Raw genomic sequence first — 24,820 nt, 5'->3', positions numbered from 1 at the left:
GCAACCGGCGCCGCAGGGCAAGAGGCAGCAGGCAAGAGGCAGTAGGGCAAGAGGCCGCTCGTGGCTCGGCCGCTCGTCCGCTCGTGGCCTCCACCGCTGATCGCGGCCAGACGGAAGGTTCCGCTTGGCACCGCCATCCCGCTCTTGTTACGCTCTGCGAAAGGCAACCGGGCGTTTCCGCCCGGCATCGCCGCGTCACCCGGGGCCGCTGCCCTGTCTGGGGACGCGGCAGGCCAGGGGAACAGGCAAAGTGACGGTCGAGGACCGGCAGGAGCGGGATGCCACGACAGTGGTGCAGCCGCAATATCATGGCATTGACCCTGAGCCGGGCGGTGCAGCGCCCGTCACTGCGCCGGAGGTGATCGCATCGGTGTTCGAGCCGCGCTCCAACGCGTCGAGGCCTCTACCGACAACCTACGCCGCGCTCGATCTCGGTACCAACAATTGCCGCCTGCTGATTGCGCGCCCGGCGCAGCACGGCTTCAGAGTCGTCGATGCCTTCTCGCGAATCGTCCGGCTGGGCGAGGGATTGGCCGCGAGCAGCCGGCTCTGCGACGCGGCGATGGACCGCGCGGTCGAGGCCCTGAAGATATGCCGCGGCAAGATGGCTCACCGCAACGTCACGCGCGCCAGGTTGGTGACGACCGAAGCCTGCCGCGCCGCGATCAACGGCTCAGACTTCGTCCGCCGCGTCGCTGCGGAGGCGGAGCTGGAGCTGGAGATCATCGACCAGCGCACCGAGGCGGCGCTCGCGGTCTCGGGCTGCGCCGCGCTGGCCGACCCGGCGGCGGACGCTGTCATCGTCTTCGACATCGGCGGCGGCTCGACCGAGATCGTCTGGCTCGGCGGACGCAGCGAGGCGCGCGATCCGGCAGCCCGCATCCGCGAATGGGCCTCGCTGCCGATCGGCGTGGTCACGGTGGCCGAGCGCTATGGCGGCATCGACGTCAGCCGCGCCCTGTTTGAAACGATGGTCGAGGATTGCGCGCGGGAACTCGCACCCTTTGCCAGGAAGGCGGCGGCCGCGCGGGACGCCCGCAATTTCCACCTGCTCGGCACCTCGGGCACGGTCACGACGGTGGCGGGCATCCATCTCGGCCTGGCCCGTTACGACCGCCGCGAGGTCGATGGCTTGTGGATGCGGCAGGACGATATTCTCGCGGTCATCGACCGGCTCGTCGAAATGGACTATGCAGCCCGAGCGGCCAATGCCTGCATCGGCCGCGAACGCGCCGATCTCGTCCTGGCCGGCTGCGCCATCTTCGAGGCGATCCGCCGTGCCTTTCCCAGCGAACGGGTCCGGATCGCCGATCGTGGCCTGCGCGAGGGCATTCTGCTCCGGATGATGCATGAGGACCGCGCCTGGTGGCGCCGGAGATGACATGACGCCTGCGATACAGCCCGCACCTGCCCGGTGGATCCAGGCATGAGCACCGTCAAAACGGGCGGCCGTTCAGCCGGCCGGAACGCTGGCAAGGCCGGCGGCAAAACCAGAGTCAAACCGGTCTCGCGGGTCCCTGGCAAGCCCGCTCCCCGGACCGCGGTCAAGACGGCAGCGCCGTCGGCCGCCACGACGGCCGGCGTCAGCGTCGGGGCGGTCGTGAAGGCCGCTGCCAGCACCGGCGCCAAGACGGCAGGCAAGGTGGTCGGCGTCGCCGGCAAGTCGGGCGGCGCGCGCGACATGCGCGTCAAGGTCAAGAAGGCCGGCAAGCTCAAGCATTCGTCCCAGCTCTGGCTCGAGCGCCAGCTCAACGACCCTTATGTCAAGCGGGCCCGCGAGATGGGCTATCGCTCGCGCGCCGCCTTCAAGATCGAGGAGATGGACGACCGCTTCAAATTCCTGAAATCGGGACAGAAGTTGATCGATCTCGGCTGCGCACCCGGCGGCTGGTGCCAGATCGCGGCCATGCGCGTCGGTCTGGAGAAGGGCAAGGGCCGCATCGTCGGGATCGATCTGCTCCCTGTCGATCCGATTCCTGGCGTCGATCTGATCGAGATGGATTTCATGGCCGACGAGGCCCCTGCCCTGCTGACGCGGCGGCTCGGCGGGCGCGCCGACGGCGTGATGTCGGACATGGCCGCCAACACCACCGGCCACAAGAAGACAGACCATCTCAAGATCATCGCGCTGGCCGAGGCCGCGCTGGAGTTCACCCACACCATTCTCGCGCCCGGCGGCTTCTTCCTCGCCAAGTTGTTCCAGGGCGGCGAGAGCGCCGAACTGCTGGCCCAACTCAAGCGCGACTTCACCACGGTGCGCAACCTCAAGCCTGGCGCGAGCCGGTCGGATTCCTCGGAGCTCTACGTGCTGGCGACGGGGTTTCGGCGGAAGGCGGAAGAGGCGTCCGAGGCTGGCGTATCGGCCGACGACGATGGCTCATAGCAATTGCGCCGCCCTGCCCTGGGCTTTCAACAGCGTGACGGCCTTCCGATCGAACGACACGAACATTTCGCCGCCGAGCCATTCGCCCTCATGGTAGATGGCCCCGTCGGCAAAATCTCCGCCGGCATCGAGCAGGCTCAACCCGGCTTCAACGGCGGGACGGTTCATCTCGACATTGCCCGCCGCGTGGAGCGCGCGGATCGCAGCGGAAATATCTGAACGCGCGAAACCATACGTCTTCCGCAGAACCCAGGCGAACTCGCACAGGCACGCAACCGTCACCACGATCAGCGACGCATCTCTCAGGGTTGCGTCGGCGACGAGGGCCTGATCGGCATCGTCACGCACGACCGAGCGGACGAGGACATTCGTGTCTGCAATGATCCTCATTCCTCGCCGGCCCAGCCGCGCGCCGACGCCTCCTCGATATCCTCGATCGTGGCGACGATAGCCGTCTTGCCCGCGAGAAGGCCAATGAAGGCGTCGATCGTCCCCGACGGCTTCGCCGCCTTCAGCGAGGCTCGACCATCCGGCAGAAGATCGATTTCGATTTTTTCGCCCGGCTTGATCCCGAGATGCTGCAGGACTTCCCGGCGAAAGGTCACTTGGCCCCGCGCGGTGACTGTCAAGACGGTCATGGCCAACCTCTTTTGCTCGCCCCCTCAAAGGTAATGCAATTTCGCATTATCAACAATGGCTATGGCGAGCTGGTTCCGCTCACTCCAGCGGCTTCTGGTCCGCAATCGCCTGCGCAGTCGCCTTGGGGGCACTTGTCGGGGCGCCGCGCAGCAGGTGCCCCGAAACCTCAGCCCCGGCATCGGGCGCCAGCCGCGCCATCAGGAAGACTGAGGAGGCCGAGATCAGCCCGACCAGAACGAAAGCCGGCCAGAAATCGCCGGCTGCGAGCGTCGTGCCGCCGTTCAGCGCCCCGGCCGTCTCAAGCGCGAAGGCGCCGATCGTCACCCCCATGCTGAGCGACAATTGCTGCGCCACGCTCGACAGGCTGGTGGCGCCCGACATCTCCTTGCTGGAGACGTCGGCGTAGCTCAGCGCGTTGATGCCGGTGAACTGCAGCGAGCGGAAGCAGCCGCCGATCAGCAGCATGGCAAGCATCAGCCAATGCGGCGTCAGCGGCGTGAACAGCCCCGAGGCCGCCAGAAAGGCAGCGCCGATCACCGCGTTGAACGTCAGCACCCGCCTGAACCCGAAGCGCGCCAGGATGGTCTTGGCGGCCGTCTTCATCAACAGCGCGCCGGCCGCCGAGGCGAAGGTGATCAGCCCCGATTGCAGTGCGTCGAGTCCAAAGCCGAGTTGCAGCATCAGCGGCAGCAGAAACGGGATCGCGCCGATCCCGGTGCGGAAGAGCGAGCCGCCGATCACGCCGATGCGAAAGGTCGGGATTTTGAGCAGGGACAGGTTCAGCACCGGATGTGCGACGCGCCGCGAGTGAAACCAGTAGGCGCTAAGCGCAGCGATACCAGCGGCGACACCTGCATAGGACACCGCCGCCGGCACGAGATGGCGCCCCCCGGTCGCCAGCCCCAGCATCAGGCTGGCGAAGCCGAAGGACGACAGCAGGAAGCCGCGGATGTCGAGCGGTGCGACGTCCTCCTCCCTGATGTCCTCGAAGAACAGGCTCGCCAGCACGATGCCGACGATCCCGATCGGAATGTTGATGAAGAAGATCCAGCGCCAGTCGAAATAGGTGGTGATGAAGCCGCCGAGCGGCGGCCCGACAACGGGTCCCACCAGCGCCGGCACCGTCAGATAGGCCAGCGCCGAGACGAGCTGCGATTTCTCGACGCTGCGCAGGATCACCAGCCGGCCGACCGGCACCATCATCGCCCCGCCCATGCCCTGGACGAAGCGCGCGCCGACGAAGGCCCCCAGGGAATTCGAGAAGGCGCAGAGGACCGAGCCGAGCATGAACACAGCCAGCGCTGCCCGGAAGATCGTGCGCGCGCCATAGCGGTCGGCCATCCAGCCGGAGATCGGGATGAACACCGCGAGGCTGACGAGATAGGAGGTCAACGCCAGCTTCAGCGCGATCGGATCCTCGCCAAGCGACTGCGCGATCACCGGCAGCGCGGTCGCGATCACCGTCGAATCGGTGTTCTCCATGAACAGCGCGCAGGCGACGATGAGGGGCAGGAGTTTGGCGCGCTGCACGACGGTCGGCCCTCGCGGTGATCGGTGGCGCGAAGCCTTAGCGGCGGCGGCCGGCCCTGACGAGGGCGTGGTCGCGCCAGGCAGAGCCTGGCCGACGCAAGACAGCCCTGCGCTCGACGCAGCACCGGCACGGTTGGTCGCGCATGCTGAGCTGCGCCGTCGCAAACCCGCCTCGGCTGCTGCAGCGCCAGGAGGACTGTTTTCATCGCGCGGCGGAGGTCTCGCGGGCGACCGACCGCGTCGCCGGGGCGCGCACCGACCAGCCCGTCGAGAGCCAAAAACGCGCACAGCCGGCAGCCCCCATGCTGCAATGCGAGATATCCGCTGCCGCGCTCTAGCCGTGGCGGCGGACGCGTGCTAACGGGCCTCGTCAACCCGGTCGCGGGCGGCTTCCGCGAAACCGCAACAGAGCCGGCCTAGCCGGTGACGGAGTTGACGATGACGCTTGCTCTTGACGGTCTTATTCGCGACGGTTTCACCTTCGACGACGTGCTCCTGGAGCCCGGCCCGTCCGAGGTCATGCCGGCCGACGTCGACATCTGCACCCAGCTCACCAAGACGATCGCGCTGAACCTGCCGATCATTGCCTCGGCGATGGACACGGTGACGGAAGCCAAGATGGCGATCGCGATGGCGCAGGCCGGCGGGCTTGGCGTCATCCATCGCAATCTCGAGGCCGACCAGCAGGCGGCTCAGGTGCGTCTCGTCAAGAAGTTCGAATCGGGCATGGTCGCCAACCCGATCACGATCTTCCCCGATGAGACGCTGGGCGATGCGCTGGCGATCATGAAGCACAATTCGATCTCCGGCATTCCGGTGGTCGAACGCGGCCCGCAAGGCCACAAGGGCAAGCTCGTCGGCATCCTGACCAACCGCGATGTCCGCTTCGCCGCCAATCCCGAGCAGCCCGTCTCCGAGATCATGACCAAGGACCGGCTGATCACGGTGCGCGAGGGCGTGACGCAGGACGAGGCCCGCCGGCTGCTGCATCAGTTCCGCATCGAGAAGCTGCTCGTCGTCGACGACCATTACCGTTGCATCGGCCTGATCACCGTGAAGGACATGGAAAAGCAGGTCGCCCATCCCAGCGCCGCTAAGGACGCCAAGGGACGCCTGCTCGTCGCGGCGGCCACCACCACCGGCGATCTCGGCTTCGAACGCTCGGAGATGCTGATCGATGCCGGCGTCGATCTGATCGTCGTCGACACCGCCCACGGGCATTCGGCCAAGGTTCTGGAGGCGGTGACGCGGGTCAAGCGGCTTTCCAACGCGGTGCAGGTCATCGCCGGCAACATCGCCACCGCCGGCGGCGCACAGGCGCTGATCGATGCCGGCGCGGATGCCATCAAGGTCGGCATTGGGCCGGGCTCGATCTGCACGACGCGCATCGTCGCGGGCGTCGGCGTGCCGCAGCTCACCGCCGTGATGGACGCCGCCAACGCCGCCAGCCGGCACGGCATCCCGGTCATCGCCGATGGCGGCATCAAATATTCGGGCGACCTCGCCAAGGCGCTTGCGGCGGGCGCCTCCTGCGCCATGGTCGGCTCGCTCCTGGCCGGCACCGACGAGACGCCCGGCGAGACCTTCCTCTACCAGGGCCGCTCCTACAAATCCTATCGCGGCATGGGGTCGGTCGGCGCAATGGCGCGCGGTTCCGCCGACCGCTATTTCCAGCAGGACATCAAGGACGCGCTGAAGCTGGTGCCGGAGGGCATCGAGGGCCAGGTCGCCTATAAGGGCCCGGTCTCCAGCGTGCTGCACCAGCTTGCCGGAGGCTTGCGCGCCGCGATGGGCTATGTCGGCGGCAAGGATCTCAAGGACTACCAGGCCAAGGCGCGCTTCATCCGCATCACCAGCGCGGGCCTGCGCGAAAGCCATGTCCATGACGTGACCATCGTCCGCGAGAGCCCCAACTACCCCCCCCGCTCCTGATCGCGGCCGCGTCCGTCTATCCACCGGCATCTGCAGCGCGGCGGGTCCCTGGGGCTCGCCGCGCTTGCATTTGGTGGCGTTCTTGGCTTGGCTCCCACCACCCCGCGCCGGGCGACGCCGCGCTCACGGGACGATCCGGAGACGATGATGACGCTCAAGCTGGTATACCCCACGCTCGCCATGATCCTGTGGATCTTCGTCGTCCTGTTCATCGTCTTCCTGCGGCGCAAGGCGGCCTTCGACAGCAAGCAGGTCAGCATGGCCGATGTCGCGGTGTCGACGACGGCCTATCCCGAGCCGGCCCGGCTGGCAGCTGCGAACTTCACCAACCAGTTCGAAACGCCGGTGATCTTCTTCGCCTTGATCATGCTGGCCATGGAGGTCGGTGCGACAAGCTACATCATGGCGGGCCTGGCCTGGGCCTATGTCGCGACCCGCGTCGCTCATACGCTGGTCCATGTCGGCTCCAACAATCTCAAGCTGCGCGCACCGCTCTTCGCCGTCGGTGTCCTGGTCCTGCTGTGCATGGGGGTCGGTGTCCTTCTCGCGATCCTGTAAGTCCGCGGCGTCGGACTGGACAAACTCAAGTCCTGTGCAAGCAGAACCCCGTTAAGCATCGCGGCGCGTTTTCACGCTCCCGGTCGGCGCCAGCGTTGAACCTTAACAGAAAGTAAACTAGACCCTGCTGGCGGCGGACGGGTGAACGAGCGCAGTGTGGAGTCGATGCGATGTTGCGTGTCCGTGATGAAGTGACGCAAGGTTCGTCCTGCGACGCAAAGCCTTTTGCCTCAAGCTCTCCCTCACAGGCTCTCGCGAACAAGCCGGCTCGACTAGCCGCTATGGCAGTTCTTGGCCTGACGCTCGGCGCAGCTGGCGCGGTCTTGACGGTCTCGATGGTCCAGGCCGAGGATGATGCCGGCATTCGTGCCTTCCACCGCCAGGAAGCCGCCAACCGGCAGGCCCTGCGCCAAAGCAGCCATGCCACGAGCCCATTGCCCCAGGCACAGCCCCGCGCCGTGGCTTATGCTCCGGCTCGCTCCGGCTGGCAGATTCCGCTGCTGCGGATGGAGGCGGATGGTCGGATCATGCATCCCCCTGTCGATCTGAACCCCTTCCGGCAGCGCGCGCAAGCGCCAGTGCGTCAGCCCCGGCGTCCCGCGCAGGCCCGGCTCGACACCGTCTCCGGCGCGGCCGATGTCGCGCGCACCATCTGCGTGCGGCTCTGCGACGGCTTCCACGCACCGATCGGCTTCCTGCGCGCAGCGTCCGACATCAAGGCGCATGAGGCGCTGTGTCAGGCGATGAACCCCGGCATCCCGGTCAAGGTCTTCCGGGTCGCGGCCGGCGCATCCGAGATCGGCAACGCCCAGGCCGCCGACGGCCAGCGCTACCGCGCTCTGCCCATGGCCTACAGCCATGAAACCACGCGCGATGCCGCTGCCTGCCGCCCCGCCATCGTCCAGGCCGGCGAGCGGCGCGTGTCGCTGCTGCGGGACTTCACCTTGCGCCCGGGCGACAGCGTCGTGCTCGACGGCAAGGTCCGGACCTTCGCCGGCGGCTCGCGCTGGCCCTACAGCCCCCGCGATTTCCGCGACTTCCGCAGCGCTGCAGAACTCAGCAAGAACCAGCGCCAGCAGATCGACGACCGCGTCGGCATCTCCCGCCAGGAAGCGCAGGCGCGTGGTCTGCGCCGGCAGATGCGGCTGCGCGAGGCCAGCTTCCAGGATGACAGCATTCTGAGCGATGCCGGCGACCGGTTTATCCTGCGCGGCTCGCTCGATCCTGTCAGGCGCGGACCGGTTCGGGTGATCTCGCTGCTGGCAGACTAAAAGCCAACGCGGCGGGACCGCCCTTTCGGCGGCCACGCCATGACGCTGAAGTTTAGAACAAGACAAAACAGACCGCTCTTTAGAACATCTTTAACTGACTGATCTCAAAGAGTTTTTCGGTTGACGCGCCGGTCACCTCGGACTACCGCTCCCCCTGCAACGCGCAGAAACGGGCCTTGAACCCGAAGGACCACCTCATGATCCACGCGACACGCCTCTCCGCCCTCGCCCTGGCGTCCTGCCTGATGGCGGCACCGGCCCTGGCCCAGAGCGTCAATCTCTACACCACGCGCGAGCCGGCCCTGCTCAACCCGGTGCTCGAATCCTTCACCAAGGACACCGGCATCAAGGTCAATGCGGTCTTCCTCAAGGACGGTCTGCAGGAGCGCGTCGCAGCCGAGGGCGCCAACAGCCCTGCCGACGTGATGCTGATGGTCGATGTCGGCCAGATCAATGCGCTGGCTGACGCCGGCGTGACCCAGCCGATCAAATCGGCGATGGTCGAGAAGACGATCCCCGCCGCGCTGCGCGGCCCCGGCGACAGCTGGGTGACGCTGACCCAGCGCGCCCGCATCGTCATCGTCTCGAAGGAGCGCGTGAAGCAGGACGCGATCACCTATGAAGATCTCGCCGACCCGAAATGGAAGGGCCGCTTCTGCATCCGTGCCGGCCAGCACCCCTACAACAACGCCTTCTTCGCCGCCTATCTCGCCCGCAACGGCGCCGAGAAGACGGAGACCTATCTCAAGGCGCTGAAGGCCAATGTCGCCCGCAAGCCAGGCGGGGGCGATCGCGAGGTGGCGCGCGACATCCTCTCGGGCCAGTGCGACATCGCCCTCATCAACACCTATTACATCGGCCTGATGAGCCAGGCGAAAAACGAACAGAAGGGTTGGTTCGACGCAATCAAGCCGCTCAAGACCACCTTCGCCAATGGCGGCACGCATGTGAACGTCTCGGCAGCGGCCATCGCCAAGAACGCGCCCAACCGCGACAGCGCCGTCAAGCTGATCGAGTACATGCTGGGCGAGAAGGCGCAGACCCTTTATGCCGACGGCAATTTCGAGTTCCCGGTCAATCCAGACGTCAAGGAAAGCGCCGCGGTGAAGTTGCTCGGCACCTTGACGCCCGACACCACGCCGCTCGGCGACGTCGCCAAGAACCGCAAGGCCGCGGCCGATCTCGTCGACAAGGTCGGCTTCGACAATTGAGCCTGACGACGTCCCTCTCCGACATTCGACGGTCGCCACACCTGTGGCGGCCGTCGAGCCGATTCGTCTGGGCCTCGCTGCTCGGGGCGGGGCTGGTGGCGCTGCCGGTGCTGGCGCTGGCCTTCACCGCCCTGTCCTTCCAGGCGGCTGCGATCTGGCCCCATCTCGCCGCCCATGTCATCCCCGCCGCACTGGCCGATACGAGCCTGCTCCTGCTCGGCGTCGGCCTGCTCTGCGCGGTGATCGGCGTCGGCACCGCCTGGCTCGTCACGCAGTTCGAATTTCCAGGCCGCCGCAGCCTGGAATGGCTCCTGGTCCTGCCGCTGGCGCTGCCGACCTACATCACGGCTTATGTCTATGTCGAAATCCTCGGCTTCCAGGGTCCGCTCCAGACAGGCTTGCGGGCCGTGACCGGCTGGCAGTCGCTGCGCGACTACTGGTTTCCCGACCCGCGCAGCCTGCCGGGTGCGGTCTGCATCATGGCGATCGTGCTTTACCCTTACGTCTATCTCAGCGTACGGGCGCTGTTTGGTCTGCAGGCGGCGACCATCGTCGAATCCGCCCGCACGCTCGGCGCTTCGGGCAACCGGCTGTTCTGGCGCATTGGCCTGCCGATGGCGCGTCCCGCGCTCGCAGCTGGCCTGACACTGGCGCTGCTGGAGACGCTGAACGACATCGGCGCCACCGAATATCTCGGCGTGCGTTCGCTGACGCTGTCGATCTATACCACCTGGATCAACCGCAACTCGCTCGCCGGCGCCGCCCAGATCGCCTGCGTCATGCTGCTGCTGGTCGTGGTGCTGATCCTGGTCGAGGCGCGGCTGCGCGGCCAGCGGCGCTTCAACCTGCCAGTGCGCCAGCCGCGCGCCGTCGGCCGCGTGCCGCTGACTGGGCGTGTTGCCCTGGCGGCGGGTCTCGCCTGCGGCCTGCCCGTGCTGCTGGGCGCCCTGCTGCCGATCGGCTTTCTCGCGCAGGAGGTGATGCGCCGCGACCTCTGGCAGCAGATCGACACCACCCTGCTTCGCAGCCTCGGCCACGCCCTCCTGTTTGCCGTGCTGGCCGCCGCTCTCGTCGTCGCGCTCGGCATCGGCATCGTCGCGGCCGGCCGGCAGGGCCGCGAGCCCTGGCTGCCGACCCTGTCGCGCCTTGCCTCGCTGGGCTACGCCGTGCCCGGCACGGTGCTGGCACTGGGTCTGCTGGTACCGCTGGCCGCCTTCGACAACCTGCTCGCGAATGGCGCGGTGCGCTGGCTCGGTGTCAATCCGGGCCTGATTTTGCTCGGCTCGGGCGCGGCATTGGTGCTGGCCTATGTCGTGCGCTTCCTGGCCATCGCGGTGTCCGGCATCGAAAGCGGGATGGCGCGGATCTCGCCGCGCATCGACGACGCCGCCCGCACGCTCGGCGCCAGCGCGCCGGAGGTGATGCGCAAGATGCACTGGCCCCTCGCCCGGCCCGCCATCGCAGCCGCCGCCCTGCTGGTTTTCGTCGATTGCCTGAAGGAACTCCCGGCCACCCTGCTGCTGCGCCCGCTCAACGTCGAGACGCTCGCCACCACCGTCTATGGCCATGCCTCGCGCGGTGCTTTCGAGGATGGTGCGCTGGCCGGGCTGCTGATCGTGCTGGCGGGGCTCTATCCGGCTTTCTGGCTCGCACGCTCCAGCGGCCGGCGCGGGTGAGCCGGCTCGACAAGCCCCGGCCATCGGCCTAAACCGGTTCGACATGCGGGATATGATTCAGCAAGGATGCCGCCGCATTGCAGGCTGATTCACCGGTCATTCCGGCTTTATGGGCGGCCCGTCGATGCGGCTGGCGAAGCTGCCCAAAGGCGTTCCATCGCCGCGGAGCAGCGCAGGCCGCCTCGTCGGTCCAAACCGTTTTCGAAGGACCATGACGCGGCGCACCTCGATCCTCGCCTACAGTCTCGTTCTGGTGCTCGGACTGCTTGGCCTGCAGTCCTGGGGCATTGCGGTCGCGCGGGTCGAGAAGCACGTCATCGCCGCGATTGAGGCCCGCACGGGTCTTGTGGTGAGCGGGCTTGAACGTGCCGAGATCGCGCTGCTGCCACTGCCGCGCATCAGCCTGTCGCAGGTGGCCTTTGCCCAGCGCGAGGGGCCGGTCGCAGGCCGTGCCTTGCGTATCAGGGCCCAGGCGCAGCTCTTGCCGTTGCTGGCCGGACGCCTCGATTTCAGCCGGATCGAACTCGTCGCACCGCAGATCGACGTCGCCGTGTCGGCGGACAGCGAAAGCCTCGCCGAGTGGTTGGCCGCTCCGCTCGACTACCTGGAGGGCCTTCGCGGCCAGAGCCGGATCGTCATCACCGCCGGCGCGATCTTCCTGCGCGCTCCGGACACGATCCGGACGATCCTGCGCGACGTCAACCTCGTGCTCGCCGAACGCGAGCCGCAGGACGCGCTGACGGTCTCGGGCTCCCTGACCTGGCGCGGCGTGCCGGCCGAGATCGGCTTGCTCTGGCCCGTCGCGATGGGTCGCGGCAAGACGACGCTCTCCGTCAACGCGCCCTTGCTGAAGCTGCAATTCGATGGGATCCGCAGCAGCGCACCCGAGCCGATCACCACCGGGCAACTGACTCTGAGCACGCGCTCCCTGCCCGAACTCCTCGGCTGGTTCGGCGAGACGCCGCGGCTGGCGACCGCCATCGGTGCCTTCAGCCTCACCAGCGAAGCGCGGATCCGTCCTCATGACACGGCGCTGACCAATGTCGTCGCAAGGCTTGACGGGGACCGTCTCGACGGGGCGCTCAATCTCAATTTCTCGGGCGGGCGGCCCTCGCTCTCGGGGACGCTGGCGGGGGCCCAGCTCGATCTCGGACGGGCGATCTCCCGTCTCGACATCGCCGCGCCCGATCACAGCCCCGCCGCCGCGGCCCTGCCCTTCGAGGCCTGGACCACGCAGGACATCGACCTGCGCGTCTCGGTCGAGGCCGCGCGCCTCAACGGCGGCAGGCTTACCGATGTCGCGACCTATCTCCTGGTCAAGAAGGGCCGCTTCGAGGCGGGCATCCTGCGCGCCGGTGCCTATGGCGGCAGTGCCAAGGGCCGCCTGCTCGCCACGACGACGACGGGCGGCATCGACATCAAGACGAGTGGTGCGCTCGACAGAATCAATCTCGGCCAGGCCGGCGGCGACCTGCCGCAATTGGCCCGCCTGACCGGCACGGGCGCGCTGCAGTTCAGCCTCGATGGGCTCGGCCGCGCTCTGCCCGAGATTCTGGCCTCGCTGAGCGGCAAGGCCGTGGTCAGCTTGCGTCAGGGCGATGTTGCCGGTTTTGCCTTCGGCGACCTGCTGCGCCGGGCGGAGCGCAATCCGGCCCTGGCGTTGCGCGACTGGCGCCAAGGCAAGACCACGTTCGAGACCGCAGGCGCCAGCGCCATCATCACCAACGGCGTCCTGACGCTGAACGACGCGCAGATGCTCGGCCCGGGCTATCGGCTGACGCTGATCGGCACCGCCGCGCTGGCCGACCGGACACTCGACATGGCCGCGCTGCTGCAGCCCCTGACCGGACCTCTCCGGCTGCCCTTTAGTCTCAGCGGCCCGTTCGACGCCCCGGCTTTCGAGCTCGAAGCGGAATCGATGCTGCGTCCCATCGGGGCAACCGGCGTCTCTCCGCTGCTTCTGCGCTGACATCCACCTGATCCCGCTTCCGTCGCGCTTTGAAATCCGCTTGGATGAGCATCGGGGCCGCAGCGCGGCCGTTCGGGCCAGGATCTTCACGAGGAGAGCGGCGGTGAAACACTGGATCGCGGCCACGGCCGGCATCGTGGGATGGGTGGCGATGGATTTGATGACGATGGGACAGCCGGCGGGCGCGCAGGAGGTCATGGTCGAAAAGAAGGTCTTCGCCCTTCCGCAGTTCACCACGCAAAGCGGGCGCACCCTCAAGGATGTCAGGGTCGGCTGGGAGAGCTACGGCACGCTCAACGCCGACAGATCCAACGCGGTGCTGATCTGCCATTTCTTCTCGGGCAATTCGCACGCGGCCGGCAGATACGCAGCCACGGACGCCGCTCCCGGCTATTGGGACGCGATCATCGGCCCCGGCAAGGCGATCGACACGGACAAATATTTCGTCCTGTCCTCCGACACGCTGGTCAATCTCAACACCGGCGATCCCAGGACCACGACGACAGGCCCGGCCTCCATCGACCCCGACACCGGCAAACCCTACGCGCTCGACTTTCCCGTCGTGACCATCGGCGACTTTGTCGAGGTCCAGAAGGCACTGGTCGAAAGCCTCGGGATCAAGCGGCTGGCACTGGTCGCCGGCCCCTCGATGGGTTCTCTCCAGACGTTTGAATGGGCGACGCGTTATCCCGAGATGGTGGCGAAGGCGATGCCGGTGATCGGGGCCGGCGAGGCCGATGCGCAGCTGATCGCTTGGCTCGATGTCTGGGCGGCGCCTATCCTGGTCGATCCCAACTGGAACAAGGGCAACTATTACGGCAGGACACCGCCCCATGCCGGGCTCGCCAAGGCGCTCGCCGTGGTCACGCTACAGGCCAACCATGCCGACTGGGCCAATGCCACCTTCGGCCGCCGCGCCGCCAAGGAGGGCGAGGACCCGGCCAAGGCGCTCGGCAACCTGTTTCAGATCCAAAGCATCCTCGACCATGCCGGCGAGGCCCGCGCCAAGGTCTCCGACGCCAACCACTTCCTTTATCTGGTCAAGGCCAACCAGCTCTTCGCGGCAGGCGGAACTTCGCTCGCCGATGCGGCCACCAGGATCAAGGCGCCGGTGCTGCTGATCACCCAGCCCAAGGATCTAGTCTTCACCGCCGACGCGGTCGACCGCACCGCCGAAACGCTGAAGGCGGGCGGGGTCGCCCTCACCCATGTCCATATCCAGGGCGCGCGCGGCCATCTCGACGGCGTCATCTCAATGAAGCAGGCCGAGGGCGCGATCCGGGTGTTTCTGGAGAAATAGGACCGGCGCGCGGCCGCCGCTCCGTCGCCAACGCGCCCGAGTCGTCCCGGGCGAGCCGCGCCGATCGGCGCTAGGCTGGCAGCACGACGACTTTCGTCTTCACCGGCGTCTGATCGTAGAGATGCATCATATCCTGCGTGAGCAGGCCGACGCAGCCGCTCGTGATGCCCGAGCCGATCGATTCCTCATCGAGCGAGGCATAGATCGTGTAGAGCGTGTAGGACCCGTTCTGGTAGAGATAGAGCGTGCGGGCGCCCAGCGGATTGTCGAGGCCGCCGGGCATGCCGCGCGCGTATTTGGCGGCCTCCGGCTGGCGCTTGATCATCTCCTTGGGTGGTGTCCAGGTCGCCCATTCGGCCTTGCGTCCGATATAGGCGTCGCCATTCCACAGGAAGCCCTCGCGCCCGACATTGGCGCCATAACGGGTGGCCTGCCCGTCCCCTTCGATCCGATAAACATAGTAATTGCCGGGATCCACGATGATCGTTCCGGGCGCTTCCTTGGTCGGGTAGGCCACCCTGCGACGGAAATATTTCGGATCCACCTTGCTGACATCGGCGGCGGGAATCGGGAATTTCTCCTCGGGCACAGGCCCGTAGAGCTTCTGCGCCTCGGCGAGGCTCATGCCGTCGGAGGTGGCGCAACCGCCGAGCGCCAGTGCGCCGAGACCGGCGCCCGAACCGACCAGAAACGAACGGCGGTCGAGACGTCCCGTCCGACGTCCGAGCCCGGCCGTCTCGCCGTGCGTGCCGAAACCGGCCTTTTCACCGTCGTTGATCATGATCGGAGGCTTTCCATGTCTGATGCAACGCGCCATGCTGTCCGCCTGACCGTCCTCACCGCTTCAGCGGCTGAGAATGCCGTCAGGCGTCCATTCTGGCAAGTCCGGGCTGTCTACTGGGCTCGTCGGGCAAAACCGCCGGCCACGTCAAGCGGCTCGCACTCTGCTGCCCGCAGCAGCTTAAGGAGCGCAGCCGGGAAGGCAAAGTGAGATGTCCGGGCACGGCGCTGAGCTGCTCACGAGCCTGACACGCATCTCGGATGCGCCCGCTCGAACGGAGCCCACGTGAACCTGCGTCAACTGAAGTACTTCACCCGCGTGGCCGAGACCGGCAATCTCACACGGGCGGCGGACGAGCTTCGGATCGCGCAGCCGGCGCTGGGCATGCAGATCAAACAGCTCGAGGAAGAGCTTGGCGTCTCGTTGCTGACGCGCCATTCGCGTGGCGTCTCGCTGACCGCCGCCGGTCAGACGCTGCTTGCGCGCGCCATCCAGATTTTGGAACTCGTCGACCTTACGCGCCGGGAGGTTAGCGGTGATGCGCAGGAGGCGGTCAGGTTCGGGCTGACGCCCAGCCTCATGCAGATCATCGGCCCCGAACTTCTGCTGCGCATATCGCACGATGCGCCAAGCCTCGCCTTCAGTCTCACCGAAGAAATGAGCCATCTGCTGGTCGATAGCCTGCATCGGGGCGATCTCGATCTGATCCTTGCCTATGAAGTGGCCGATGCGCCTGGGCTGTGGAAGCGGGCGCTCTATCAGGAAGACCTCGTCTTCGTCACGGCCGCCGTCGGCGGTGGCACCGGTCCCATCAGTTTTGGCGAGGCCTTGGCCAAACCGCTCATCCTGCCCGAGCCACGGGACGGCGTGCGTTCGCTGGTCGACAGAATGGCGGCCGAGCACGAGCTTGTGATCCGCCTGGAGCACGAAATCCGCTCGATCTCCGGCATCAAGGCCCTGATCGCGCGCGGCCCCGCCGCCGGCATCCTGCCTTTCGGTACGGTCCTGGCAGAGGTCGCAGCGGGAACCCTGCGCGCCCGGCCGATCGTCGCGCCCGTACTCCGGCGCACGCTCCATCTCGCCGGTCTGCGAAAGGCCAGCCGCCTCGCCGCGTTGCCGATCATCCGGGAAGCTGTGGTCGCGGCGATGATCCCCTTGTCGGAGGCCATGGCCGGGCTGGGTCAACCGCTGTCGGTCTCCGCGTCTGCATGAAACGCTTAGGACTGACCTAAGCCGATCGCATTGGATTTCGTCCTGCCGGCGGCGCCATCCTCCATCCATGGGCTGCGACGGCCCTGCGTCGATCGAGGGACGGCCCGATGGTGTCAAACCTGCTGACTATGCCCGCGCCCGATCATGACCCGGGCAAGGCGGCCGGGCTGAGCGACTGCGTGACCGAGATCGCACTCGCCAGCCGGATCCTGGCGCGCGAGGGCATCCTCGACAGTTTCGGGCATGTCTCGGCCCGCCATCCCGATGTCGGCTCGCGCTACCTGATGCCGCGTGTCCGGGCGGCCGAACTGGTGACGATTGAGGATGTCCTGGAGTTCGATCTCGACGATGAGCTCGTCTCGCCAGGCGAGGCGCGCATCTTCGCCGAACGGAGCATCCACGGCGCGATCTACCGGGCGCGGCCCGATGTCATGGCGGTGTGCCACCACCACGCCCCCTCGTTCATGCCGTTCTGCACCAGCGATGCCCGCCTCGTCCCCGTCTTCCATCTCGGCGCGACCATGGGCCAGACGGTCCCCCTCTGGGACAGCCAGGACGAGTTCGGCGACACCAACCTGATCGTCTCGACGCGCGAACAGGGCAATTCGCTCGCGCGGACCCTGGCGACAAACTGGACCGTCCTGATGCGTGGGCACGGCGCGACGGTCGCGGGCCGCTCGGTCAGGGAGTTGGTCTTCCGCGCGATTTACGGCGCGCGCAATGCCGAGGTGCAATGGCGGGCGGCCCAGATCGGCGCCGTTCGTTCGCTGACGGCCAACGAGGCCGCATCGGCCGCAGAATTCAACCTGACACCTTTTGCGATGGATCGCGCCTGGGAGCAGTGGTCGCGTGGCGCGACGATCGAATGACGTCAAGCAGACAACAATCAACACGGGAGGTACAGTCCATGGATCAATCCCTGTCTCGCCGCACAATGCTCGTCGCCCTTGGCGCGGGATGCTTCGCCAGGCCATCCTTGGCGCAGGGCCCCGCCGCCTTTCCCAGCAAGCCCGTCCAACTCATCGTGCCCTATCCCGCCGGAGGCGCGGTCGATCTCGCGGCGCGGCTCGTCGCCGAGAAGCTGCGGAGCGAATTCGGCCAAGCCGTCGTCGTCGAGAACCGGCCTGGCGCCAACGGAATGGTCGGAGCCGCCGCCGTCGCGCGCGGCGAGCCCGATGGCCACACGCTGCTGATGGCGCCGCGTGAGGTCTTCGGGATCAACCCGATCCTGATGCCCCAGCAGGCGATCGATGCCAAACGCGACTTCGCCTATGTCGGCGTCGTCGCCACGGGGGCTTATGTCCTCGTCGTCAACCCGGCGCTCGGCGTGAACAGTTTCGCCGAATTGGTCGCGCTCGCAAAGACCCGCGAGCTGACCTATGCCAGCTTCGGCAAGGGCAGCATGGCGCATTTCAACATCGAGGCGCTTGCGCGGCGTCTCGGCGTCAAGCTGGTCCATGTCCCCTATCGCGGAGCACCGCCAGCCGTGACGGCCGTGGCGACGGGCGAGGTCGCGCTGACGATCGCCACACCGCCGGCCGCGCTGGCCCTGATGCAGAGCGGCAAGGTCAAGGCACTCGCCTTGGGAGACAAGCGCCGGTTGCCGCAGATGAGCGCCGTGCCGACCATGGCCGAATTGGGCTTCACGGATGACCCGCTTCTGCCGAATTTCTTTGGCCTGGCGCTGCCGGCCGGGACACCTATCCACATCGTCGAAAAGCTGAGCACGGCGTCGGCTCGGGCCATCGCCGCACCCGACATCGCCGCCAAGCTGGAAGCGAGCGGCTTGGTTCCATCGCCCGGTTCACCGTCCGAGATGGCGCGGCTTGTGGCCGATGATCTGGAGAGGTTCGGCCGGCTGACGCGCGAACTCGATATCAAGCCTGGCGAATAGCGAATTGGCCGCGAGAACTTAACGGATTCTGGCACGGAATCGGCATGTCAAGGGATTGCCCCGGCAGCCGTCCCTACCCCGATCACGCCCGACGGCCGTCTCAGCACGAAAGTTCAGCGATGTTGCGGTGGATAGTATTCCGACGAGGCCGTGACGATCAGCTTGCCTGTCTCTCAATTGAGAGACATACGTCATCAACCAACAACGGAGTACCTCACATTGGCCGCACGCACCTCTATGCTGCATGTTCGGATTGACGATGATCTCAAGATGGAAGCGGCAGAAACGCTCGCCGGCTGCGGCTTGTCCGTGTCGGACGCCGTGCGCATCCTGTTGACACGCGTCGTCAAGGAAGGCGGCCTCCCCGCTGGCCTTGCTGTCGATCCCGAAGCCCATGATGCATGGTTTAAAGCCAAGGTGCGCGAAGCCCTGGCTGACCCGAGGCCCCGCCTGCGGCAGGAGCAGGTGATGGACGAGGTGCAGGCCCTGATCGACCGTAAGCGCCTTGCGGAAGCTTGAATGGCTTTAATCGTCTTCGAGATCGTTTTCCGCCAGCATCTCTTTGTATGCCCTATCCAGACGCTCTTCCGTCATGCCCCAACGGCGGCGAATAGGCGAAAGAAACGCGCTCAAATCGCGGTCGGCCGCGTGAAATAGGTCGTGATCGTGCTCAAGCTCCTCAATCATTTTATCTCTACCCGCCCTGCTCGCGAAATCGATGGCACGCTCGCGAAAGAAATGGTGGGCGAGAAAGTCGCGACGTGCTTTTACGCGCGATATTCGCGCTTTGAGATCATCGGGCATCGCCGCCAATGATTGGGCTCGCTTGATCAAATTCCCCAGAGATTGCGCAAACTGTTGCGCGAAAAATGTGTCGAACTCGGCTTCGTAAAGCTCTCGGCTAAAATTCTGCCTGCCCTCCTTTCGGATCTTGGCTTCTTGTTCAGCGAAGAACTCGAGCAACATGATCGCGATCTGCAAACCGGACTCGAAGACGTTTGCGGCATAGAATGCTCGGCCAAAGTACGCGAAGGCTGTTTTCGTATGTTCGCCCACATCATAGGGAGTTGTCATTCGACTCTCATCAGCTACGCATCAAAATGATCAGTCAGACTGACTTGTTCTAGAAAGAGCAGTGACTCGATATCTCGCAGATCGCGTTCTTGAAGCTGCTGGGAAAGCCATGAGCCGCAGGCGCTCACCCCGCCCGCACCACCGCCCGCACCCCGTCGATCACGAACTGGACCGCCAGCGCCGCCAGGATCACCCCGAGCAGCCGCGTCAGCACGATGTTGCCGGTGATGCCGAGCAGGCGGGCGAGCGGCGTGGCCAGGAGGAACACGGCGAGGCAGGACAGGATGACCAGCCCGCAGATCAGCGCCAGTGCGGCCAGCCGTAGCGGGTCGCCCTCGGCGCGGCCCGCCAGCAGGATGATCGCGGTGAGCGCGCCCGGCCCCGCCATCAGCGGGATCGCCAGCGGAAAGGCCGCGACGTTACGGATGTGATCCTGGGTGATCGCGGTCGTCGCGGTCTGCTGCTTGCGCTCGCTGCGGCGCTCGAACACCATCTCGAAGGCGATCCAGAACAGCAGAAGGCCGCCGGCGATGCGGAAGGCGGGCAGCGAGACGCCGAGCGCCTTCAGGACGATGTCGCCCGCCACCCCGAAGAAGGCCAGGATGCAGAAGGCGATGATGCAGGCGCGGATCGCGACCTGCCGGCGCTCGCCCGCCGACATGCCCTGCGTCAGCGACAGGAAGATCGGCGCCAGCCCCGGCGGATCGAGCGTGACCAGCAGGGTGACGAGCGCGGAGGTGAGGAAGTCGAGATGCATGGCGACAGCATTGGCATGACGGCGCCGAGGCGTCACGTCACGTGCAAGGCTATCACGATGGTCGAGACCGTGCCGTCATTCCGGGCAAGCGCAGCGCAGACCCGGAATCCATCATAGAGGGCTGTCAGTGCCCGATCATGGATTCCGGATCGGCGCCGCTTCGCGGCTTGTCCGGAATGACGGCCGAGGCAATTGCGGCGGCCGTGGGGCACGCCACGACCACTCGTCGGCGGCGCGTCTCGAAAACCCGGCCAAGCCATTGACATCGCGAGGGTTTAATTTCGTGGGAGAAATGAGCCTTTCGCTGGCCTAAACCGGCGGAATCGGTTAGCCAGAAGGCTGAAAAATAACCGGAATCGGGACCCAATCCCTTGAGCGACGACAAAGACGACAAGCGCCCGGACGAGCCGCATTTCGGCGGCGACATCAAGCCGATCGCCATCACCGACGAGATGAAGAAGAGCTATCTCGACTACGCCATGAGCGTGATCGTGAGCCGCGCTCTGCCCGATGTCCGCGACGGCCTCAAGCCCGTGCACCGGCGCATCCTGTTCTCGATGCATGAGAACAAGAACCTGCCCGACCGGCCCTACACCAAATGCGCCCGCATCGTCGGCGACACGATGGGTAAATACCATCCGCACGGCAATCTCGCGGTCTATGACGCGCTGGTGCGCATGGCGCAGGATTTCTCGTTGCGGCTGCCGCTGATCGACGGCCAGGGCAATTTCGGCTCGATGGACGGCGATTCGCCCGCCGCCGATCGTTACACCGAGGCCCGGCTCGACAAGGCGGCGATGCCGCTGCTGGAAGATCTCGACCTCGACACCGTCGAGTTCCAGCCCAACTATGACGGCAAGGAGCGCGAGCCCAAGGTCCTGCCGGCGCGCTACCCCAACCTGCTCGTCAACGGGGCCGGCGGCATCGCCGTCGGCATGGCGACCAACATTCCCCCGCATAATCTCGGCGAGGTCATCGACGCCTGCGTCGCGCTGATCGACAATCCCGAGATCACGATCGACGAGTTGATCGAGATCGTGCCCGGCCCGGACTTCCCGACCGGCGCCTCGATCATGGGCCGCAGCGGCATCCACGCCGCCTATCACACCGGCCGCGGCTCGATCGTGATGCGCTCCAAGACCCATATCGAGGAACTGCGCAAGGAGCGCGAGGCGATCATCGTCACCGAGGTTCCCTATCAGGTGAACAAGGCCTCGATGGTCGAGAAGATCGCCGACATGGTGCGCGAGAAGCGCATCGAGGGCATCTCGGATCTCCGGGACGAATCCAGCCGCGAGGGCGTGCGCGTCGTCATCGAGATCAAGCGCGACGCGCTCTCCGATGTGGTGCTGAACCAGCTCTACCGCTTCACCCAGTTGCAGACCTCCTTCGGCTGCAATTTCGTCGCGCTGACCGGCGGCCGGCCGGAAGTCCTCAATCTGCGCGACTTCATCGTCGCCTTCATCGAGTTCCGCGAAGAGGTCGTCTCGCGGCGCACGCGCTTCCTGCTCAACAAGGCCCGCGAGCGCGCCCATGTGTTGTGCGGCCTGGCCACCGCGGTCGCCAATATCGACGAGGTCATCCGCCTGATCCGCACCGCGCCGACGCCCGCGGCTGCGCACGCCTCGCTGATGGACCGCGACTGGCCGGCCGAGGACATCGCCCCGCTGATCGCGCTGGTCGACGATCCGCGCCACCCGATCAATGCCGACGGCACCTATCGCCTGTCGGATGCGCAGGCCCGCGCCATCCTCGAGCTGCGCCTCGCCCGCCTGACCGCTCTCGGCCGTGACGAAATCGGCGACGAGTTGCAGAAGCTCGCCACCGAGATCGCCGATTATCTCGACATCCTGCGCTCGCGAATCCGCATCCAGGATATCATCAAGGCGGAGCTCGCCGAGGTGAAGGCGGCGTTCGCCACGCCGCGCCGCACCGTGATCCAGGATTGGGGCTCCGACCTCGACGACGAGGATCTGATCGCCCGCGAGGACATGGTCGTGACCGTGTCCCATGCCGGCTATATCAAGCGCGTGCCGCTCTCGACCTATCGGGCCCAGAAGCGCGGCGGCAAGGGCCGCTCCGGCATGGCCACCCGTGACGAGGATTTCGTCGCCCGCCTCTTTGTCGCCAACACCCATACGCCGGTGCTGTTCTTCTCCTCGCTAGGTCAGGTCTACAAGGAAAAGGTCTGGCGCCTGCCGCTGGCGGCGCCCAATGCCAAGGGCAAGGCGCTGGTCAACATGCTGCCGCTTGATAAAAACGAGCGCATCACCACGATCATGCCGCTGCCGGAGGACGAGGAGAGCTGGGAGACGCTCGACGTGATGTTCGCCACGGCGTCCGGCGGCGTGCGCCGCAACAAGCTGTCGGACTTCGTCAACGTCAACCGCGCCGGCAAGATCGCGATGAAGCTCGACGAGGGCGACCATATCGTCGACGTGCAGATCTGCACCGAAAACGACGATGTGCTGCTGACCACCTCGGCCGGCCAATGCATCCGCTTCGAGGTCACCGATGTGCGCGTCTTCAAGGGCCGCGATTCCACCGGCGTGCGCGGCATCAATCTCGGCAGGGGCAACGAGGTGATCTCGCTCGCCATTCTGAAGCATCTCGATGCCACGCCCGAGGAGCGCGCGACCTATCTCAAGGATGCCGCCGCCCAGCGCCGCGCCCTCACCGGCGAAGGCGAGGAGACGGTCGAGGCCGCCGCCGATGGCGAGGAGACGTCCGGCGAGGTCGAACTCGGCGCCAAGCGCGTCGAGATGCAGCTTGCCGAGCAGTTCATCCTGACCCTGTCGGAAAAGGGCTATGGCAAGCGCACCTCGTCCTTCGAGTACCGGGTCACCGGGCGCGGCGGCAAGGGCATCGTCGCCATGGTCGTGAACGACCGCAACGGCAAGCTGATCGCCTCCTTCCCGGTCGACGAGCGCGACCAGATCATGCTCGTCACCGATGGCGGGCAGGTCATCCGCGTGCCGGTCGATGCCGGCCCGGGCAACCGCATCCGCATCGCCGGCCGCTCGACGCAAGGCGTGACGGTGTTCAACACCGACGCCAGCGAAAAGGTCGTTTCGGTCGAGCGCATCGGCGACGAGGGCGACAGCGAAGAGGGCGAGGCGGAAGCCGGCCCGACGCCGGAGGGGAATGGCGAGGCGTGAGGCGCTTCGCTCTGAGGGCTGGGAAAACGCTGACGTCATGCTCGGGCTTGACCCGAGCATCTCAGGCCAGAAAGGCGCGCCAACAGCGCCTCTTGCGGCAGGAGATTCTCGGGTCTGCGCTTCGCTTCGCCCGAGAATGACGGCCCGGGCAGCCTTCAAACCGTCTCCAGCAACCCCTTGATCAGCGCCTGGCGCGGAGCGATCGACGAGATCAGCCCGTATTCCGACAGCGTATGGGCGCCCTCGCCGTCGATGCCGAGCCCGTCCAGGGTGGGCACGCCGAGCGCGGCGGTGAAGTTGCCGTCGGAGCCGCCGCCGGTCATGGCGCAATCCTGCAGGTCGAAGCCGATCCCGGCCGCGATCGCGCGCGCCGTCTCGAACAAGGCCGCGCCCTCAGGCGACTTCTCGTAAGGCGGCCGGTTCATGCCGCCGGTCACGCTGATGCGGACATCCGGGTCCCTGGGCGAGAGCGCGAGGATCTGGCTCTCCAGGGCCACGCCATCGGCGGCGCTGGCGACGCGCAGATCGACGCTGAACCAGGCATGCTGGGGGATGACATTGGCCGCCGTGCCGCCGCCCATCAGCGCGACCGTGGTGGTGACGCCGCGCGCATAATCGGTCATCGCCTCGATCGCCAGGATCTGGTGCGCCGCCTCGCGGATCGCGCTGCGACCATCGGCATGGCGCGCGCCCGAATGCGCCGGCCGGCCCTCGAGCCTGACCTCGAAGCGCCCGACGCCCTTCCGCGCCGTGACGATCTTGCCGCCCTCGCGCGCCGGCTCGGTGACGAGCACGGCAGCGGACGTCCGACCGATATCCTCGATCAACCCGCGCGTCGTCGGCGAGCCGATCTCCTCATCGGGTGTGAACAGAAAGACCAGCGGCCGCTTCGCGCTGCCCGCGAGCGCCACCTGCTTGAAGGCCTGGAGCGCCAGCCAGGCGCCGCCCTTCATGTCGTAGACGCCGGGCCCATAGAGCCGGTCGCCCTCGACCCGCACCGGCAGATCATGCGCGCTGGTGCCGACGGGGTGGACCGTGTCCAGATGCGACATCACCGCGATCGCCGGCTCGCCGGTGGCCAGCCCCGCCCGCAGGATCAGGCTGTCGCCGAGCCCATTACGCCCCGGAATGCGCTCGACCGCGATCGGCAGGCCTTCGACCTCGCCGGCGACGAGGTCCATCATGCCGTTGACGCCGGGCGTGTGGTGGGTGGGACTCTCCAGGGCGAGCCAGACGGAGAGGGCGGAGACGGAGGGATCGAGGCTGTTCATAGGCCCGACTGTGACCGGGACGCGCAGCCCGGACAAGACGGCCCGCATCGCAGGCGCCCTGCTGTGACGGCATGAAGAAGGCCGGAGCGATGCCCCGGCCTTGCTGTCGCATGCAATCTGGAACGGCGAATCCGGCCTAGAACGGGATATCGTCGTCGAGATGGCTCGAGGACGAGCGCCCGCCCCCGCCACTCCCCCCCCCCC

21 protein-coding genes are annotated in these 24,820 nt (G+C 66.6%); 14 read left to right on the top strand and 7 right to left on the bottom strand.

Going from position 1 to position 24,820, the window contains the following annotated elements; translation table 11 throughout:
• Window positions 1–358 precede the first annotated feature (358 nt).
• A complete protein-coding gene (locus IP69_RS08760; protein ID WP_248306773.1) occupies window positions 359–1,381 on the top strand; it encodes a Ppx/GppA phosphatase family protein in 1,023 nt (340 codons plus the stop codon).
• A 45-nt stretch (window positions 1,382–1,426) separates the two neighbouring features.
• Window positions 1,427–2,383, top strand: a complete 957-nt coding sequence (locus IP69_RS08755; protein ID WP_349236291.1) for an RlmE family RNA methyltransferase — start codon at window positions 1,427–1,429, stop codon at window positions 2,381–2,383.
• Here the strand turns inward: IP69_RS08755 and IP69_RS08750 are convergent.
• The 3 genes from IP69_RS08750 to IP69_RS08740 all read right to left on the bottom strand — a co-directional run bounded on the left by IP69_RS08750 (window position 2,378) and on the right by IP69_RS08740 (window position 4,552).
• The gene (locus IP69_RS08750; protein ID WP_054142441.1) at window positions 2,378–2,773 is read right to left on the bottom strand and encodes a type II toxin-antitoxin system VapC family toxin; all 396 of its coding nucleotides are present in this window, start codon (window positions 2,771–2,773) and stop codon (window positions 2,378–2,380) included. The genes IP69_RS08755 and IP69_RS08750 overlap by 6 nt on opposite strands.
• Window positions 2,770–3,021: a transcriptional regulator gene (locus IP69_RS08745; protein ID WP_054142440.1), complete on the bottom strand. Its 252-nt coding sequence runs from the start codon at window positions 3,019–3,021 to the stop codon at window positions 2,770–2,772. The genes IP69_RS08750 and IP69_RS08745 overlap by 4 nt, the downstream gene beginning before the upstream one ends.
• 79 nt (window positions 3,022–3,100) lie before the next feature.
• Window positions 3,101–4,552 carry an MFS transporter gene (locus IP69_RS08740; protein WP_054142439.1) on the bottom strand — a complete coding sequence of 484 codons (1,452 nt, stop codon included), beginning with the start codon at window positions 4,550–4,552 and terminating at the stop codon, window positions 3,101–3,103.
• A gap of 438 nt (window positions 4,553–4,990) precedes the next feature.
• On the opposite strand from IP69_RS08740, the gene guaB reads away from it, so the two are divergent.
• From guaB to IP69_RS08700, 7 genes are all read left to right on the top strand, one after another.
• Window positions 4,991–6,484, top strand: coding sequence for an IMP dehydrogenase (gene guaB, locus IP69_RS08730; RefSeq protein ID WP_054142437.1), 1,494 nt, complete (start codon window positions 4,991–4,993; stop codon window positions 6,482–6,484).
• 147 nt (window positions 6,485–6,631) lie between these two features.
• A complete protein-coding gene (locus tag IP69_RS08725) occupies window positions 6,632–7,042 on the top strand; it encodes an MAPEG family protein (RefSeq protein WP_197279765.1) in 411 nt (136 codons plus the stop codon).
• Between the two features lie 281 nt (window positions 7,043–7,323).
• Window positions 7,324–8,313 carry a DUF2865 domain-containing protein gene (locus IP69_RS08720; RefSeq protein WP_054142435.1) on the top strand — a complete coding sequence of 330 codons (990 nt, stop codon included), beginning with the start codon at window positions 7,324–7,326 and terminating at the stop codon, window positions 8,311–8,313.
• Between the two features lie 197 nt (window positions 8,314–8,510).
• Complete coding sequence (locus tag IP69_RS08715) at window positions 8,511–9,524, top strand: extracellular solute-binding protein (RefSeq protein ID WP_054142434.1); 1,014 nt, start codon at window positions 8,511–8,513, stop codon at window positions 9,522–9,524.
• A complete protein-coding gene (locus tag IP69_RS08710; protein WP_082359163.1) occupies window positions 9,521–11,200 on the top strand; it encodes an iron ABC transporter permease in 1,680 nt (559 codons plus the stop codon). Before IP69_RS08715 ends, IP69_RS08710 begins: the two co-directional genes overlap by 4 nt.
• 211 nt (window positions 11,201–11,411) lie before the next feature.
• Entirely contained in the window at window positions 11,412–13,169 is a 1,758-nt protein-coding gene (locus tag IP69_RS08705; protein ID WP_197279764.1) for an AsmA-like C-terminal region-containing protein, read from the top strand.
• Between the two features lie 103 nt (window positions 13,170–13,272).
• The gene (locus IP69_RS08700) at window positions 13,273–14,469 is read left to right on the top strand and encodes a homoserine O-acetyltransferase (RefSeq protein WP_248306771.1); all 1,197 of its coding nucleotides are present in this window, start codon (window positions 13,273–13,275) and stop codon (window positions 14,467–14,469) included.
• Between the two features lie 70 nt (window positions 14,470–14,539).
• On the opposite strand, the gene IP69_RS08695 is transcribed toward IP69_RS08700, so the two are convergent.
• Complete coding sequence (locus IP69_RS08695; protein ID WP_054142432.1) at window positions 14,540–15,250, bottom strand: L,D-transpeptidase; 711 nt, start codon at window positions 15,248–15,250, stop codon at window positions 14,540–14,542.
• 285 nt (window positions 15,251–15,535) lie between these two features.
• On the opposite strand from IP69_RS08695, the gene IP69_RS08690 reads away from it, so the two are divergent.
• The 4 genes from IP69_RS08690 to IP69_RS08675 all read left to right on the top strand — a co-directional run bounded on the left by IP69_RS08690 (window position 15,536) and on the right by IP69_RS08675 (window position 18,875).
• Window positions 15,536–16,462, top strand: a complete 927-nt coding sequence (locus IP69_RS08690; protein ID WP_082359162.1) for a LysR family transcriptional regulator — start codon at window positions 15,536–15,538, stop codon at window positions 16,460–16,462.
• 107 nt (window positions 16,463–16,569) lie between these two features.
• Complete coding sequence (locus IP69_RS08685; protein ID WP_248306770.1) at window positions 16,570–17,331, top strand: class II aldolase/adducin family protein; 762 nt, start codon at window positions 16,570–16,572, stop codon at window positions 17,329–17,331.
• Window positions 17,332–17,369: 38 nt separating this feature from the next.
• Window positions 17,370–18,356: a tripartite tricarboxylate transporter substrate binding protein gene (locus IP69_RS08680; RefSeq protein WP_197279762.1), complete on the top strand. Its 987-nt coding sequence runs from the start codon at window positions 17,370–17,372 to the stop codon at window positions 18,354–18,356.
• Window positions 18,357–18,575: 219 nt separating this feature from the next.
• Window positions 18,576–18,875 carry a type II toxin-antitoxin system RelB/DinJ family antitoxin gene (locus IP69_RS08675; protein WP_054142428.1) on the top strand — a complete coding sequence of 100 codons (300 nt, stop codon included), beginning with the start codon at window positions 18,576–18,578 and terminating at the stop codon, window positions 18,873–18,875.
• A gap of 6 nt (window positions 18,876–18,881) precedes the next feature.
• On the opposite strand, the gene IP69_RS08670 is transcribed toward IP69_RS08675, so the two are convergent.
• On the bottom strand, window positions 18,882–19,430 hold the full coding sequence (locus IP69_RS08670; protein ID WP_054142427.1) for a hypothetical protein: 549 nt from the start codon (window positions 19,428–19,430) through the stop codon (window positions 18,882–18,884).
• A 124-nt stretch (window positions 19,431–19,554) separates the two neighbouring features.
• The gene (locus tag IP69_RS08665; RefSeq protein WP_054142426.1) at window positions 19,555–20,187 is read right to left on the bottom strand and encodes a MarC family protein; all 633 of its coding nucleotides are present in this window, start codon (window positions 20,185–20,187) and stop codon (window positions 19,555–19,557) included.
• A gap of 371 nt (window positions 20,188–20,558) precedes the next feature.
• On the opposite strand from IP69_RS08665, the gene gyrA reads away from it, so the two are divergent.
• On the top strand, window positions 20,559–23,345 hold the full coding sequence (gene gyrA / locus IP69_RS08660; RefSeq protein ID WP_054142425.1) for a DNA gyrase subunit A: 2,787 nt from the start codon (window positions 20,559–20,561) through the stop codon (window positions 23,343–23,345).
• A 155-nt stretch (window positions 23,346–23,500) separates the two neighbouring features.
• On the opposite strand, the gene IP69_RS08655 is transcribed toward gyrA, so the two are convergent.
• Window positions 23,501–24,616 carry a M20 family metallopeptidase gene (locus tag IP69_RS08655; RefSeq protein ID WP_054142424.1) on the bottom strand — a complete coding sequence of 372 codons (1,116 nt, stop codon included), beginning with the start codon at window positions 24,614–24,616 and terminating at the stop codon, window positions 23,501–23,503.
• Window positions 24,617–24,820 lie beyond the last annotated feature (204 nt).

The organism is Allobosea sp. AAP35, assembly GCF_001295925.1.
Lineage (GTDB): Bacteria > Pseudomonadota > Alphaproteobacteria > Rhizobiales > Beijerinckiaceae > Allobosea.
The sequence above is the reverse complement of the archived record's forward strand: the minus strand, read 5'-3'. Positions and strand labels throughout refer to the sequence as shown.